Source organism: Streptomyces sp. NPDC006335 (assembly GCF_040612795.1).
In the GTDB taxonomy this organism is placed as follows: Bacteria; Actinomycetota; Actinomycetes; order Streptomycetales; family Streptomycetaceae; genus Streptomyces.
Window position 1 is genome coordinate 207,888 of the sequence record NZ_JBEXQX010000002.1, and the last position, 15,683, is coordinate 223,570.

General features: G+C 66.7%; 11 protein-coding genes and 1 tRNA gene. 11 read left to right on the forward strand and 1 reads right to left on the reverse strand.

Annotated features, from left to right (window positions below; translation table 11 throughout):
- Positions 1-50: 50 nt before the first annotated feature.
- Positions 51-1,277 (reverse strand): pyridoxal phosphate-dependent aminotransferase, encoded by a 1,227-nt coding sequence (locus ABZ098_RS06855; protein ID WP_356588015.1) that lies wholly within the window; start codon positions 1,275-1,277, stop codon positions 51-53.
- A gap of 248 nt (positions 1,278-1,525) precedes the next feature.
- On the opposite strand from ABZ098_RS06855, the gene ABZ098_RS06860 reads away from it, so the two are divergent.
- The 11 genes from ABZ098_RS06860 (at position 1,526) to ABZ098_RS06910 (ending at position 15,624) form a co-directional block, all read left to right on the forward strand.
- Positions 1,526-1,598 (forward strand) — tRNA-Trp (locus ABZ098_RS06860).
- Between the two features lie 108 nt (positions 1,599-1,706).
- Positions 1,707-1,994 carry a preprotein translocase subunit SecE gene (secE, locus tag ABZ098_RS06865; protein WP_123991094.1) on the forward strand — a complete coding sequence of 96 codons (288 nt, stop codon included), beginning with the start codon at positions 1,707-1,709 and terminating at the stop codon, positions 1,992-1,994.
- 80 nt (positions 1,995-2,074) lie between these two features.
- Complete coding sequence (nusG, locus tag ABZ098_RS06870) at positions 2,075-2,938, forward strand: transcription termination/antitermination protein NusG (RefSeq protein ID WP_356588017.1); 864 nt, start codon at positions 2,075-2,077, stop codon at positions 2,936-2,938.
- A gap of 165 nt (positions 2,939-3,103) precedes the next feature.
- A complete protein-coding gene (gene rplK, locus ABZ098_RS06875; protein WP_007384044.1) occupies positions 3,104-3,538 on the forward strand; it encodes a 50S ribosomal protein L11 in 435 nt (144 codons plus the stop codon).
- Positions 3,539-3,623: 85 nt separating this feature from the next.
- Complete coding sequence (rplA, locus tag ABZ098_RS06880; protein WP_356588019.1) at positions 3,624-4,349, forward strand: 50S ribosomal protein L1; 726 nt, start codon at positions 3,624-3,626, stop codon at positions 4,347-4,349.
- A gap of 113 nt (positions 4,350-4,462) precedes the next feature.
- Entirely contained in the window at positions 4,463-5,305 is an 843-nt protein-coding gene (locus ABZ098_RS06885) for a hypothetical protein (RefSeq protein WP_356588021.1), read from the forward strand.
- Positions 5,306-5,395: 90 nt separating this feature from the next.
- The gene (locus ABZ098_RS06890; RefSeq protein ID WP_356588023.1) at positions 5,396-6,247 is read left to right on the forward strand and encodes a DUF1396 domain-containing protein; all 852 of its coding nucleotides are present in this window, start codon (positions 5,396-5,398) and stop codon (positions 6,245-6,247) included.
- A gap of 286 nt (positions 6,248-6,533) precedes the next feature.
- Positions 6,534-7,064: a 50S ribosomal protein L10 gene (rplJ, locus tag ABZ098_RS06895; RefSeq protein ID WP_356588025.1), complete on the forward strand. Its 531-nt coding sequence runs from the start codon at positions 6,534-6,536 to the stop codon at positions 7,062-7,064.
- 124 nt (positions 7,065-7,188) lie between these two features.
- Positions 7,189-7,578: a 50S ribosomal protein L7/L12 gene (gene rplL, locus ABZ098_RS06900; protein WP_062023368.1), complete on the forward strand. Its 390-nt coding sequence runs from the start codon at positions 7,189-7,191 to the stop codon at positions 7,576-7,578.
- A gap of 559 nt (positions 7,579-8,137) precedes the next feature.
- Positions 8,138-11,623: a DNA-directed RNA polymerase subunit beta gene (rpoB, locus tag ABZ098_RS06905; RefSeq protein ID WP_356588027.1), complete on the forward strand. Its 3,486-nt coding sequence runs from the start codon at positions 8,138-8,140 to the stop codon at positions 11,621-11,623.
- 101 nt (positions 11,624-11,724) lie between these two features.
- The gene (locus ABZ098_RS06910) at positions 11,725-15,624 is read left to right on the forward strand and encodes a DNA-directed RNA polymerase subunit beta' (RefSeq protein ID WP_356588029.1); all 3,900 of its coding nucleotides are present in this window, start codon (positions 11,725-11,727) and stop codon (positions 15,622-15,624) included.
- The last annotated feature ends 59 nt before the right edge of the window (positions 15,625-15,683 follow it).

A 15,683-nucleotide genomic window follows, 5' to 3' on the forward strand; every position in this document is an offset into this window, starting at 1 on the left:
AGCACCCCCTCACGGGAGGGGGTGCTTCCGGTGCTTGCGGTACGGCGACCTCAGTCGCGCGCCTCCGCCAGCAGCTTCTGGATCCGGCTGACGCCCTCGACGAGATCCTCGTCACCCAGCGCGTACGACAGCCGCAGGTAGCCCGGCGTGCCGAAGGCCTCGCCGGGGACGACCGCGACCTCGGCCTCCTCCAGGATCAGCGCGGCCAGCTCGACGGTGTCCTGCGGGCGCTTGCCGCGGATCTCCTTGCCGAGGAGGTCCTTGACGGAGGGGTAGGCGTAGAAGGCGCCCTCGGGCTCGGGGCAGAGCACGCCGTCGATCTCGTTGAGCATGCGGACGATCGTCTTGCGGCGGCGGTCGAAGGCGGTGCGCATCTCCGCCACCGCGTCCAGGTTCCCGGAGACCGCGGCGAGGGCGGCGACCTGGGCGACGTTCGACACGTTGGACGTGGCGTGCGACTGGAGGTTGGTCGCGGCCTTGACGACGTCCTTCGGGCCGATGATCCAGCCCACCCGCCAGCCCGTCATGGCGTACGTCTTCGCGACACCGTTGACCACGACGCACTTGTCGCGCAGCTCGGGCACGAGCGCGGGCAGCGAGGTGAACTTCGCGTCGCCGTAGACGAGGTGCTCGTAGATCTCGTCGGTCAGCACCCACAGGCCGTGCTCGACGGCCCAGCGGCCGATCGCCTCGGCGTCGGCCTGGCTGTAGACGGCACCGGTCGGGTTGGAGGGGGAGACGAAGAGGACGACCTTCGTCTTCTCGGTGCGGGCCGCCTCCAACTGCTCGACGGAGACCCGGTAGCCGGTCGTCTCGTCGGCGACCACCTCCACCGGGACACCGCCGGCCAGCCGGATCGACTCCGGGTACGTCGTCCAGTACGGCGCCGGGACGATGACCTCGTCGCCCGGGTCGAGGATCGCGGCGAACGCCTCGTAGATCGCCTGCTTGCCGCCGTTGGTGACGAGGATCTGGGACGCGTCGACCTCGTAGCCGGAGTCGCGCAGCGTCTTGGCGGCGATCGCGGCCTTCAGCTCGGGGAGGCCGCCGGCCGGCGTGTAGCGGTGGTACTTCGGGTTCGAGCAGGCCTCGATCGCGGCCTGGACGATGTAGTCCGGGGTCGGGAAGTCGGGCTCACCGGCGCCGAAGCCGATCACCGGACGACCTGCGGCCTTGAGGGCCTTGGCCTTGGCGTCCACGGCGAGGGTGGCGGACTCGGAGATCGCGCCGACTCGGGCGGAGACCCGGCGCTCGGTGGGAGGGGTTGCAGCGCTCATGGGGCCCATCGTTCCAGACCGGAAACTTCCCCGGCACACGGGTTTCACGGACTGAACAACCGCTGAACAACCGTCCGGATTCGCCCCGCACGCTGGGCGATCTTGCGTCCCCAAGGCCCCTACGGGCGCTTTCTGTTCGACGAGGGGCCGTGGACCACGTACACTCTCACCTCGTTGGCCTTCAGCAGCCGCCCGCCCAGGTGCACACCGAGCACCCGGTTGGATGCGGTACGTTGGGGGACACACAAAGGGTCGTAGCTCAATTGGTAGAGCACCGGTCTCCAAAACCGGCGGTTGGGGGTTCAAGTCCCTCCGGCCCTGCTACACACACCTTCGCCAGGATGTGTGCGCATGTACGTACAGCAATGCACCGCCGTGCGGCTCCAACCGGGCGCGGCACGGCCACGACCCGGGAACAGGTGAGGACGAATGGCGGATGCCGTGGGCTCCATCGACACGCCTGGCGCCCAGGACGAAGTGCCGGAGTCCAAGAAGAAGGCCCGTAAGGGCGGCAAGCGTGCCAAGAAGGGCCCGCTGAAGCGTCTTGCGACCTTCTACCGGCAGATCGTCGCAGAACTCCGCAAGGTCGTATGGCCGTCGCGGAACCAACTGACGACGTACACGACCGTGGTGATCGTCTTCGTCCTCGTCATGATCGGCCTGGTGACCGTGATTGACTATGGACTCAACCACGCCGCCAAGTACGTATTCGGCTGAGCACAGAGCGAAGGGCGCCGAGGTTACCGGCGCCCCTTTTCGCATGTTCCACCCCATGTATCCAGGAAGAAGCAGCCACCGTGTCTGACCAGAACCTGAACGACGCCATCGAGCCCGACGAGTCTGTCGACGACGAGCTCGACATCGTCGAGGGCGCGGACGAGGACCTGGACGAGGTCGAGGCTGCCGACGCCGAGGCGGGCGAGCCCGCCGAGGAAGCCGCGCTCCACACCGAGGACGAGTCCGAGACCGAGTCCGGCGGCGACATCGAGGCCGTCGAGGACGAGGACGAGGAAGAGCTCGTCGAGGAGGAGCCGGCCGAGCCGGTCGACCCCGTCGCCGCCCTGCGCGAGGAGCTGCGGACCCTTCCCGGCGAGTGGTACGTCATCCACACCTACGCCGGTTACGAGAACCGCGTGAAGACCAACCTCGAACAGCGTGCCGTCTCGCTGAACGTCGAGGACTTCATCTTCCAGGCCGAGGTGCCGCAGGAAGAGGTCGCGCAGATCAAGAACGGCGAGCGCAAGACCATTCGCCAGAACAAACTCCCCGGCTACGTGCTGGTGCGCATGGACCTGACGAACGAGTCCTGGGGCGTCGTCCGCAACACCCCCGGCGTCACCGGCTTCGTGGGCAACGCCTACGACCCGTACCCGCTGACCCTGGACGAGATCGTCAAGATGCTCGCCCCCGAGGCCGAGGAGAAGGCCGCCCGCGAGGCCGCCGAGGCCGAGGGCAAGCCGGCTCCGGCCCGCAAGGTCGAGGTCCAGGTCCTGGACTTCGAGGTCGGCGACTCGGTCACCGTCACCGACGGCCCCTTCGCCACGCTCCAGGCCACGATCAACGAGATCAACGCCGACTCGAAGAAGGTCAAGGGCCTCGTCGAGATCTTCGGCCGCGAGACCCCGGTCGAGCTGAGCTTCGACCAGATCCAGAAGAACTAGTTCTTCGCAGAAGGCTTCCGACCAGGTCAGGCGGGCTGTTCCTAGCTTGCCTGACCTGCTCGGTTTTTGGCCGCGCATCTATACCCGCTATCGTTGTGCGGTATGCCTGCGTTCGGGTGGTCCCCGTACGCGGGCAGGACCCGAATCGAAAGGACCCGGAGAGCTATGCCTCCCAAGAAGAAGAAGGTCACGGGGCTCATCAAGCTCCAGATCCAGGCCGGTGCCGCCAACCCGGCTCCGCCGGTCGGCCCCGCGCTGGGTCAGCACGGCGTCAACATCATGGAGTTCTGCAAGGCCTACAACGCGGCCACCGAGTCGCAGCGTGGCTGGGTGATCCCGGTGGAGATCACGGTCTACGAGGACCGCTCCTTCACCTTCATCACCAAGACCCCGCCGGCCGCGAAGATGATCCTCAAGGCCGCGGGTGTGGAGAAGGGCTCCGGCGAGCCGCACAAGACCAAGGTCGCCAAGATCACCCAGGCGCAGGTCCGCGAGATCGCCACCACCAAGATGCCCGACCTCAACGCCAACGACCTGGACGCCGCCGCGAAGATCATCGCCGGTACCGCGCGTTCCATGGGCGTCACGGTCGAGGGCTGAGCCCCACCCCCCCGTACACCAAGCAGAAGTGGCAGGGCCTGCTCGGCCCGTACCACGACTCCTTTCAGAACACACAGGAGCAGTTGTGAGCAAGCGCAGCAAGGCCCTTCGCGCTGCGGACGAGAAGATCGACCGGGAGAAGCTGTACGCCCCGCTCGAGGCCGTCCGTCTCGCCAAGGAGACCTCCACGTCCAAGTTCGACGGCACCGTCGAGGTCGCCTTCCGTCTGGGTGTCGACCCGCGCAAGGCCGACCAGATGGTCCGTGGCACCGTGAACCTCCCGCACGGCACCGGTAAGACCGCCCGGGTCCTGGTCTTCGCGACCGGTGACCGTGCCGAGGCCGCTCGTGCCGCGGGCGCCGACATCGTCGGCGCCGACGAGCTCATCGACGAGGTGGCGAAGGGCCGTCTGGACTTCGACGCCGTCGTCGCCACCCCGGACCTCATGGGCAAGGTCGGCCGCCTCGGCCGCGTGCTCGGTCCCCGTGGTCTCATGCCGAACCCCAAGACCGGCACCGTCACCCCCGATGTCACCAAGGCTGTCAACGACATCAAGGGCGGCAAGATCGAGTTCCGCGTCGACAAGCACTCGAACCTGCACTTCATCATCGGCAAGACGTCGTTCGACGACACCAAGCTGGTGGAGAACTACGGCGCCGCGCTGGAGGAGATCCTCCGTCTGAAGCCGTCCGCCGCCAAGGGCCGCTACATCAAGAAGGCCGCCATCAGCACCACGATGGGCCCCGGCATTCCGCTGGACTCCAACCGCACCCGCAACCTCCTCGTCGAGGAGGACCCGGCCGCGGTCTGAGCCACCGGCAGGTTCACGGGCCCCACACCTTTCGAGGTGCGGGGCCCGTTCCCATGTGCGGGGACTGTGCTCTGAGTTAGCGTGCGAGCAGGGCACTTGCACCAGGGGGACGCATGAAGAGGACGACGGTCTGGCTCACCACGGCCGCCGCACTGGCGGGACTCGCCGCCTGTACGTCCTCCGGCTCCTCCGACCGGTCGGGCAAGGAGACGCCCACGGCCTCGGCCCCCGCCTCCCTCCCGGCCCTGCGCAGCGCCGAGCACGCCACCGAGCGGGCCCGGAGCGCCCGGGTGAGGTCCACCACCGTGATGGGCACCCAGCTCTCCCTCACCGCCGACGGCGTCCTCGCCTGGCGCGACGGCCTCTCCGGCGCCCTCACCATCCACTACACCGGCGGCACCGCCGCCGAGACGATGCGCGACCTCGGCGTCACGTCCATGGAGGCCCGCTACCTCTCCGACGCCTACTACGCGCGCATGGGCGACACCTTCGCCGCCAAGACCGGCGGCAAGCACTGGCTCAGGTACGCCTACGACGACCTGAAGACCCTCGGCGGGGGCGCCGACCTCGCCGACCAGATGCGCTCCACCACCCCCGGCCAGTCGGTGCGGCTGCTGCTGGACTCCGACGACGTGCGCGAGCTCGGCCAGGAGACCGTGGACGGCCAGAGGACCACGCACTACGCCGGCACCGTGGACGTCCAGGACGTCACCGACAGCGAGCTCCGGCAGCGCCTGCAGGCCGCCGACGTCACCGCGGAGACCGTCGACATCTGGATCAACGAGAAGAACCTGCTGGTCAAGAAGGTCGAGAAGACCAGCACGGCGAACGGCAGGGTGACCCAGACCGCCCACTACGGCGACTACGGCGTCAAGGTGGCCGTACAGAAGCCGCCGGCCGCCGACACGACGGACTTCAAGACCCTCCTGTCACAGTCGGGCACCAACTCCTCCTGAGCCCCCAGGAATTCAGGGACCGCTCCCGTCCCTCTCGGTTAAGCTCGCGGTCTTGCTGTGAATCGACCATGTGTTCCTTGGGGGGAATCAATGGCTACTTCTGTACGACGTTCCGCGCACCGCCGTGTCATGGGCGCCGGCCTCGCCGCCGTGGCGCTCGCCGCGGGTGCGGTGAGCTGTTCCAAGGGGGGCGAGGAATCGCCGAAGATGACCCCCGCGGCGGCGGTCGCCAAGGCGGCGAAGAACACGGAGGACATCACCTCCTTCCACTACCGCATGAAGGGCGAGATGCCCGGCCAGGGCAAGGTCCAGGCCGAGGCCGCCATGCGCACCAAGCCCGACATCGCGATGAGCATGAAGATGACCGCGGCCGGCCAGGGCTCCGCGGAGATCCGCCTCGTCGACAAGGCCATGTACATCGGCGGCAACGCCGAGATGGCCAAGGAGATGGACGGCAAGAAGTGGATGAAGTTCGACCTGTCCTCGCTCGGCAAGGACGGGGACCTCGGCGCGGCCGCGTCCGGCGCCGGCCAGGCCGACCAGAACCCGGCCTCCATGTCCTCCTTCCTCAACGGCGCCAAGGACGTGAAGAAGGTCGGCACCGAGACCGTCGACGGGGTCGAGACGACCCACTACGCGGGCGACGTCACGCTGGCCGAGCTCAAGGCCTCCTTCAAGGACGCCGACAAGTCGGTCCGTGAGCAGCGCGAGAAGAGCACCGAGCAGCTCGAGAAGCTGGGCCTGGACAAGTTCACGATGGACATGTGGGTCGACGGCGAGGACCACGCCAAGCAGTTCCGCATGCAGGGCGACGCCGACAAGGGCAAGTTCGACATGACCTTCACCTTCCTCGACTACAACAAGCCGGTGACCGTCACCGCGCCGCCCGCCAAGGAGACCGCGGACCTGGCCGCGATGATGAAGGAACTCCAGAGCAGCTGAGCGTCGTGAGGACCGGATTTGCTTGACAGGGATCCGGTCACGTACGCTCCTACAGAAGCCAAAGACCGCTGGTCGTTGCCGTGTCCTCGTTGGAGGGGGCGGTGGCCGAAGGATCCGCTGAAGACTGCGGACGACCCGCGCAGGTGACTGTGGATGTGCTCCCGGAACACGTGCCTCGTGTATGTGACTGCGGTCGAGCTACGCCCCGTGCGCCTGCGCCGGGGCGTTTCGTTTTGTGCAGCCCCTTCTGAGCGGTCCTCATCACCCGGAAGGAGGCCGACGCTCTATGGCAAGGCCCGACAAGGCTGCCGCGGTAGCCGAGCTGACGGAGCAGTTCCGCAGCTCGAACGCCGCCGTGCTGACCGAGTACCGGGGTCTCACCGTGGCGCAGCTCAAGACGCTGCGTCGTTCGCTCGGTGAAGACGCCCAGTACGCCGTGGTGAAGAACACGCTGACCAAGATCGCGGCCAACGAGGCCGGGATCTCGACGCTCGACGACCTGTTCAACGGTCCGACGGCGGTTGCCTTCATCACCGGTGACCCGGTGACGTCGGCGAAGGGTCTTCGTGACTTCGCCAAGGACAACCCGAACCTCGTCATCAAGGGCGGTGTCCTTGACGGCAAGGCGCTGTCCGCCGACGAGATCAAGAAGCTTGCGGACCTCGAGTCCCGCGAGGTTCTGCTCGCCAAGCTGGCGGGTGCCTTCAAGGGCAAGCAGACTCAGGCTGCTCAGGTCTTCCAGGCGCTCCCGTCGAAGCTCGTCCGCACCGTGGACGCGCTCCGTGCCAAGCAGGGCGAACAGGGCGGTGCCGAGTAACTCGGCTCGCATCATGACCGCCGCCTGAGGCAGCCCGCCCCAGGAAGCGGTCGTAGCGGGCCGAACGTACGCCCGCCAGACATGTACATCCGGCACCAGCCGAATTAGTGGAAGGATCGCCCTCATGGCGAAGCTCAGCCAGGAAGACCTGCTCGCGCAGTTCGAGGAGATGACCCTCATCGAGCTCTCCGAGTTCGTGAAGGCCTTCGAGGAGAAGTTCGACGTCACCGCCGCCGCCGCGGTCGCCGTGGCCGCCCCCGCCGCCGGCGGTGCCGCCGGTGGTGCCGAGGCCGCTGAGGAGCAGGACGAGTTCGACGTCATCCTCACGGGTGCCGGCGACAAGAAGATCCAGGTCATCAAGGTCGTGCGTGAGCTGACCTCCCTGGGTCTGAAGGAGGCCAAGGACCTCGTGGACGGCGCCCCGAAGCCCGTTCTCGAGAAGGTCGCCAAGGAGGCCGCCGAGAAGGCCGCCGAGTCCCTCAAGGGCGCCGGCGCCTCGGTCGAGGTCAAGTAACACCTCACAGGTCCCGCTGGACCTGTAACGCGCAAGCACCGAAGAGCGATCATCCATCCGGGTGGTCGCTCTTCGGCGTTCCTGGAGGCGCGCTCACGGTTGCCTTGCGGCCTCGAGGGCGAGGGGTATGGTGATCTTCGTCGTGTCTCCCGGAACCTACGGTTCCGGCAGGGGGGCCTTGACGAACCGCACGCAGCGCGCAATTCTCAGGACGCGTCGCCAGAACGGTCCGAATCCGAGGCATGGATCGGCGACGAAGAGGGCAGTATCAACGTGCGTTGAGGGCACCATGCCGAGGACGTTGAGGGCAGCGAGAGTTTTTGAAGACTGGGCAGAAAAGCAGGGCTGGACATCAGTGCGCCAAGTGGCTACACTGACCCTTTGCGCTGCCTGTTAGCTGTCCCCTGCCCGTCACCAGGGGTCTGCCCTCGCCTCAGCATCGACGACCGGATCATCTTCGACCTGGCCTTTTGGCCAAATCGGAGAGACCTGTCCTCTGTGCCGCGGAGGAGGGCCCGGGGAGCGCGTAGTGAGTCCGAGCCCTCGGAAGGACCCCCTCTTGGCCGCCTCGCGCACTGCCTCGACCGCGAATACGAACAACGCCGCCAGCACCGCCCCGCTGCGCATCTCTTTTGCAAAGATCAAGGAGCCTCTCGAGGTTCCCAACCTGCTCGCGCTGCAGACCGAGAGCTTTGACTGGCTGCTCGGGAACACCGCCTGGCAGAGTCGGGTCGAGGAGGCTCTGGAGTCCGGTCAGGACGTCCCCACCAAGTCCGGTCTGGAGGAGATCTTCGAGGAGATCTCCCCGATCGAGGACTTCTCCGGGTCGATGTCGCTGACGTTCCGCGACCACCGTTTCGAGCCGCCGAAGAACAGCATCGACGAGTGCAAGGACCGCGACTTCACGTACGCGGCCCCGCTCTTCGTGACGGCCGAGTTCACCAACAACGAGACCGGCGAGATCAAGTCCCAGACGGTCTTCATGGGCGACTTCCCGCTCATGACCCACAAGGGCACCTTCGTCATCAACGGCACCGAGCGTGTCGTGGTGTCGCAGCTGGTCCGCTCGCCGGGCGTCTACTTCGACTCCTCCATCGACAAGACGTCCGACAAGGACATCTTCTCGGCCAAGATCATCCCGTCCCGGGGTGCCTGGCTGGAGATGGAGATCGACAAGCGCGACATGGTCGGTGTCCGCATCGACCGCAAGCGCAAGCAGTCCGTCACCGTGCTCCTGAAGGCTCTCGGCTGGACCACCGAGCAGATCCTGGAGGAGTTCGGCGAGTACGAGTCGATGCGCGCCACCCTGGAGAAGGACCACACCCAGGGCCAGGACGACGCGCTGCTCGACATCTACCGCAAGCTGCGTCCGGGCGAGCCCCCCACGCGTGAGGCCGCGCAGACGCTTCTTGAGAACCTGTACTTCAACCCGAAGCGCTACGACCTCGCCAAGGTCGGCCGCTACAAGGTCAACAAGAAGCTGGGTGCGGAGGCTCCGCTCGACGCGGGCATCCTGACCGTCGAGGACATCATCTCGACGATCAAGTACCTGGTGAAGCTGCACGCGGGCGAGACCGAGACGGTCGGCGACAGCGGCACGAACATCGTCGTCGAGACCGACGACATCGACCACTTCGGCAACCGTCGTCTGCGCAGCGTCGGCGAGCTCATCCAGAACCAGGTCCGCACGGGTCTGGCTCGTATGGAGCGCGTCGTCCGCGAGCGCATGACGACCCAGGACGTCGAGGCGATCACGCCGCAGACCCTGATCAACATCCGGCCGGTCGTCGCCTCCATCAAGGAGTTCTTCGGCACCAGCCAGCTGTCGCAGTTCATGGACCAGAACAACCCGCTGTCGGGTCTCACCCACAAGCGCCGTCTGTCGGCTCTTGGCCCGGGTGGTCTCTCCCGTGAGCGGGCCGGCTTCGAGGTCCGTGACGTGCACCCCTCGCACTACGGCCGCATGTGCCCGATCGAGACGCCCGAAGGCCCGAACATCGGTCTGATCGGTTCGCTCGCCTCCTACGGCCGCGTCAACGCGTTCGGTTTCGTGGAGACGCCGTACCGCAAGGTCGTCAACGGTCAGGTCACCGACGAGGTGGACTACCTCACGGCCGACGAGGAGGACCGCTTCGTCATCGCGCAGGCCAACGCCACGCTCAACGACGACATGCGGTTCGAGGAGTCCCGGGTCCTGGTCCGCCGTCGTGGCGGCGAGGTCGACTACGTCCCCGGTGACGACGTCGACTACATGGACGTCTCGCCGCGCCAGATGGTGTCGGTCGCGACCGCCATGATCCCGTTCCTCGAGCACGACGACGCCAACCGTGCCCTCATGGGCGCGAACATGATGCGTCAGGCCGTGCCGCTGATCAAGTCCGAGGCCCCGCTCGTCGGCACCGGCATGGAGTACCGCTCCGCCGTCGACGCCGGTGACGTGGTCAAGGCCGAGAAGGCGGGTGTGGTCCAGGAGGTCTCCGCGGACTACATCACCACCGCCAACGACGACGGCACGTACATCACGTACCGCCTGGCCAAGTTCGCCCGCTCCAACCAGGGCACCTCGGTCAACCAGAAGGTCATCGTCAACGAGGGCGACCGGATCATCGAGGGCCAGGTCCTGGCCGACGGTCCGGCCACCGAGAACGGCGAGATGGCGCTGGGCAAGAACCTGCTCGTGGCGTTCATGCCGTGGGAGGGTCACAACTACGAGGACGCGATCATCCTGTCGCAGCGCCTCGTGCAGGACGACGTCCTCTCCTCGATCCACATCGAGGAGCACGAGGTCGACGCCCGTGACACCAAGCTCGGCCCCGAGGAGATCACCCGGGACATCCCGAACGTCTCCGAGGAGGTCCTCGCCGACCTCGACGAGCGCGGCATCATCCGTATCGGCGCCGAGGTCGTCGCCGGCGACATCCTCGTCGGCAAGGTCACGCCCAAGGGTGAGACCGAGCTGACGCCGGAGGAGCGCCTGCTGCGCGCGATCTTCGGTGAGAAGGCCCGTGAGGTCCGTGACACCTCGCTGAAGGTCCCGCACGGCGAGATCGGCAAGGTCATCGGCGTCCGCGTCTTCGACCGCGAGGAGGGCGACGAGCTTCCCCCCGGTGTGAACCAGCTGGTGCGCGTGTACGTGGCGCAGAAGCGCAAGATCACCGACGGTGACAAGCTCGCCGGCCGGCACGGCAACAAGGGTGTCATCTCCAAGATCCTGCCCATCGAGGACATGCCGTTCCTCGAGGACGGGACCCCGGTCGACATCATCCTCAACCCGCTCGGTGTCCCGTCCCGAATGAACCCGGGACAGGTCCTGGAGATCCATCTCGGCTGGCTCGCCAGCCGCGGCTGGGACGTCTCCGGTCTCGCCGAGGACTGGGCGCAGCGCCTCCAGGTGATCGGCGCCGACTCCGTCGCCCCGGGCACCAACGTCGCGACCCCGGTCTTCGACGGTGCCCGCGAGGACGAGCTGGCCGGTCTGCTCCAGCACACCATCCCGAACCGGGACGGCGAGCGCATGGTGCAGCCGACCGGTAAGGCGAGGCTGTTCGACGGCCGCTCCGGTGAGCCGTTCCCGGACCCGATCTCGATCGGGTACATGTACATCCTCAAGCTGCACCACCTGGTCGACGACAAGCTGCACGCCCGCTCGACCGGTCCGTACTCGATGATCACCCAGCAGCCGCTGGGTGGTAAGGCCCAGTTCGGTGGCCAGCGCTTCGGTGAGATGGAGGTGTGGGCGCTGGAGGCATACGGCGCCGCGTACGCCCTCCAGGAGCTGCTGACCATCAAGTCCGACGACGTCACCGGCCGCGTAAAGGTCTACGAGGCCATCGTCAAGGGCGAGAACATCCCCGAGCCCGGCATCCCCGAGTCCTTCAAGGTGCTCATCAAGGAGATGCAGTCTCTCTGCCTGAACGTGGAGGTGCTGTCCAGCGACGGTATGTCCATCGAAATGCGTGACACCGACGAGGACGTCTTCCGCGCGGCGGAGGAGCTCGGCATCGACCTGTCCCGGCGCGAGCCGAGCAGCGTCGAAGAGGTCTGACGGGAGTCCGGCCGGAGGCCCTGGTGAGGAACCTCCGGCCGGCCCCAGGACCCCCGTATCAGACCCCTAAGACTTACAACCCTGAGAGGGATTGACGCATAGTGCTCGACGTCAACTTCTTCGATGAGCTCCGGATCGGTCTGGCCACCGCTGACGACATCCGTCAGTGGAGCCACGGCGAGGTCAAGAAGCCCGAGACCATCAACTACCGCACCCTCAAGCCCGAAAAGGACGGACTCTTCTGCGAGAAGATCTTCGGTCCGACCCGGGACTGGGAGTGCTACTGCGGCAAGTACAAGCGTGTCCGGTTCAAGGGCATCATCTGCGAGCGCTGCGGCGTCGAGGTCACTCGCGCCAAGGTGCGGCGTGAGCGGATGGGCCACATCGAACTGGCCGCCCCCGTCACGCACATCTGGTACTTCAAGGGCGTCCCGTCGCGTCTGGGCTACCTGCTCGACCTGGCTCCCAAGGACCTCGAGAAGGTCATCTACTTCGCGGCGTACATGATCACGTACGTCGACGAGGAGCGCCGCACGCGTGACCTGCCCTCCCTGGAGGCGCACGTCTCCGTGGAGCGTCAGCAGGTCGAGAACCGTCGCGACGCCGACCTCGAGGCCCGCGCCAAGAAGCTGGAAAGCGACCTGGCCGAGCTGGAGGCCGAGGGTGCCAAGGCCGACGTGCGCCGCAAGGTGCGCGAGGGTGCCGAGCGTGAGATGAAGCAGCTGCGCGACCGTGCGCAGCGCGAGATCGACCGTCTCGACGAGGTGTGGACCCGCTTCAAGAACCTCAAGGTCCAGGACCTCGAAGGTGACGAGCTGCTCTACCGCGAGCTGCGTGACCGCTTCGGCACGTACTTCGACGGTTCGATGGGTGCCGCGGCGCTGCAGAAGCGCCTGGAGTCCTTCGACCTCGACGAGGAGGCCGAGCGCCTCCGCGAGATCATCCGTACCGGCAAGGGCCAGAAGAAGACCCGTGCGCTGAAGCGGCTGAAGGTCGTGTCTGCCTTCCTGCAGACCTCCAACAGCCCCAAGGGCATGGTTCTCGACTGCGTCCCGGTCATCCCGCCGGACCTTCGCCCGATGGTGCAGCTGGACGGTGGCCGCTTCGCGACCTCCGATCTGAACGACCTGTACCGCCGTGTGATCAACCGCAACAACCGTCTCAAGAGGCTCCTCGACCTCGGCGCTCCCGAGATCATCGTCAACAACGAGAAGCGCATGCTTCAGGAGGCTGTTGACGCCCTCTTCGACAACGGTCGTCGCGGCCGTCCGGTCACCGGTCCCGGTAACCGCCCGCTGAAGTCCCTCAGCGACATGCTGAAGGGCAAGCAGGGTCGATTCCGTCAGAACCTGCTCGGCAAGCGTGTGGACTACTCCGCGCGTTCCGTGATCGTCGTCGGTCCGCAGCTCAAGCTGCACCAGTGCGGTCTGCCGAAGGCGATGGCGCTGGAGCTCTTCAAGCCGTTCGTGATGAAGCGCCTGGTCGACCTGAACCACGCGCAGAACATCAAGAGCGCCAAGCGCATGGTGGAGCGCGGCCGCACGGTCGTGTACGACGTCCTCGAAGAGGTCATCGCCGAGCACCCGGTTCTCCTGAACCGTGCTCCCACCCTGCACCGCCTCGGCATCCAGGCCTTCGAGCCGCAGCTGGTCGAGGGCAAGGCCATCCAGATCCACCCGCTCGTCTGCACCGCGTTCAACGCGGACTTCGACGGTGACCAGATGGCCGTACACCTGCCGCTGTCCGCGGAGGCGCAGGCCGAGGCGCGCATCCTGATGCTGTCCTCGAACAACATCCTCAAGCCCGCCGACGGCCGTCCGGTGACGATGCCGACCCAGGACATGGTTCTCGGTCTGTTCTTCCTCACCACCGACGGCGAACTGCGTGACACCAAGGGCGAGGGCCGCGCGTTCGGCTCCACGGCCGAGGCGATCATGGCGTTCGACGCCGGCGAGCTGGCGCTCCAGTCGCCGATCGACATCCGCTTCCCGGTGGGCACCATCCCGCCGCGTGGCTGGACGCCGCCGGCGCAGGAGGAGGGCGAGCCGGAGTGGCAGCAGGGGGACACCTTCCGCCTGCGCACCACCCTGGGCCGCGCGCTCTTCAACGAGCTGCTGCCCGAGGACTACCCGTTCGTCGACTACTCGGTGGGCAAGAAGCAGCTCTCCGAGATCGTCAACGACCTGGCCGAGCGCTACCCCAAGGTCATCGTGGCGGCGACGCTCGACAACCTGAAGGCGGCCGGCTTCTACTGGGCGACCCGTTCCGGTGTCACCGTGGCCATCTCCGACGTCGTCGTTCCCGAGGCGAAGAAGGAGATCGTCAAGGGCTACGAGGCGCAGGACGAGAAGGTCCAGAAGCAGTACGAGCGCGGTCTGATCACCAAGGAAGAGCGCACTCAGGAGCTCATCGCGATCTGGACCAAGGCGACCAACGAGGTCGCCGAGGCGATGAACGAGAACTTCCCCAAGACGAACCCCATCTTCATGATGGTTGACTCGGGTGCCCGAGGAAACATGATGCAGATGCGGCAGATCGCCGGTATGCGTGGTCTGGTGTCGAACGCCAAGAACGAGACGATCCCGCGTCCGATCAAGGCGTCCTTCCGTGAGGGCCTGTCCGTGCTGGAGTACTTCATCTCCACGCACGGTGCCCGTAAGGGTCTCGCTGACACCGCCCTGCGTACCGCCGACTCGGGTTACCTGACCCGTCGTCTGGTGGACGTCTCGCAGGACGTCATCATCCGCGAGGAGGACTGCGGCACCGACCGCGGCCTCAAGCTCGCGATCGCCGAGCGCGGCGCCGACGGCGTCCTGCGCAAGGCGGACGACGTCGAGACCTCCGTGTACGCGCGCTGCCTCGCCGAGGACATCGTCGTCGACGGCAAGGTGCTGGCCCCGGCCGGTACCGACCTCGGTGACGTGCTCATCGACGAGCTGGTCAGGCACGGTGTCGAGACGGTCAAGACCCGCTCGGTCCTGACCTGCGAGTCCGCCGTCGGCACCTGCGCCATGTGCTACGGCCGCTCGCTGGCCACCGGCAAGCTGGTCGACATCGGTGAGGCGGTCGGCATCATCGCCGCCCAGTCCATCGGTGAACCCGGTACCCAGCTGACGATGCGTACCTTCCACACCGGTGGTGTGGCCGGTGACGACATCACCCAGGGTCTGCCGCGTGTCGTCGAGCTCTTCGAGGCCCGTACCCCGAAGGGTGTCGCCCCGATCTCCGAGGCCCAGGGCCGCGTGCGGATCGAGGAGACCGAGAAGACCAAGAAGATCGTCATCACGCCGGACGACGGCAGCGACGAGACGGCGTTCCCGATCTCGAAGCGCGCCCGACTCCTGGTCAGCGAGGGCGAGCACGTCGAGGTGGGCCAGAAGCTCACCGTGGGTGCCACCAACCCGCACGACGTGCTGCGCATCCTGGGCCAGCGTGCCGTCCAGGTCCACCTGGTCGGCGAGGTCCAGAAGGTCTACAACTCGCAGGGTGTGTCGATCCACGACAAGCACATCGAGATCATCATCCGGCAGATGCTGCGCCGCGTGACGATCATCGAGTCCGGCGACGCCGAGCTGCTGCCCGGCGAGCTGGTCGAGCGCTCGAAGTTCGAGACCGAGAACCGTCGTGTGGTCCAGGAGGGCGGTCACCCGGCCTCCGGTCGTCCGCAGCTCATGGGTATCACCAAGGCCTCGCTGGCCACGGAGTCCTGGCTGTCGGCGGCGTCCTTCCAGGAGACGACGCGAGTCCTCACGGACGCGGCGATCAACGCCAAGTCCGACTCGCTCATCGGCCTCAAGGAGAACGTCATCATCGGTAAGCTCATCCCGGCCGGTACGGGCCTGTCCCGCTACCGCAACATCCGGGTCGAGCCGACCGAGGAGGCCAAGGCCGCGATGTACTCGGCCGTCGGCTACGACGACATCGACTACTCGCCGTTCGGCACGGGCTCCGGCCAGGCCGTTCCGCTGGAGGACTACGACTACGGTCCGTACAACCAGTAAGCGGGTTGCTTGAGTTGGAGGGCGGTCACCTTTGGGTGGCCGCCCTTCGGCGTGCTCGC

Bases quoted from the DNA above. Each gene is read 5' to 3' on its own strand.
- ABZ098_RS06855 (WP_356588015.1), bottom strand. From the start codon at position 1,277: ATGAGCGCTGCAACCCCTCCCACCGAGCGCCGGGTCTCCGCCCGAGTC.
- secE (WP_123991094.1), top strand. From the start codon at position 1,707: ATGGCGGATGCCGTGGGCTCCATCGACACGCCTGGCGCCCAGGACGAA.
- rplK (WP_007384044.1), top strand. From the start codon at position 3,104: ATGCCTCCCAAGAAGAAGAAGGTCACGGGGCTCATCAAGCTCCAGATC.
- ABZ098_RS06885 (WP_356588021.1), top strand. From the start codon at position 4,463: ATGAAGAGGACGACGGTCTGGCTCACCACGGCCGCCGCACTGGCGGGA.
- ABZ098_RS06890 (WP_356588023.1), top strand. From the start codon at position 5,396: ATGGCTACTTCTGTACGACGTTCCGCGCACCGCCGTGTCATGGGCGCC.
- rplJ (WP_356588025.1), top strand. From the start codon at position 6,534: ATGGCAAGGCCCGACAAGGCTGCCGCGGTAGCCGAGCTGACGGAGCAG.
- rplL (WP_062023368.1), top strand. From the start codon at position 7,189: ATGGCGAAGCTCAGCCAGGAAGACCTGCTCGCGCAGTTCGAGGAGATG.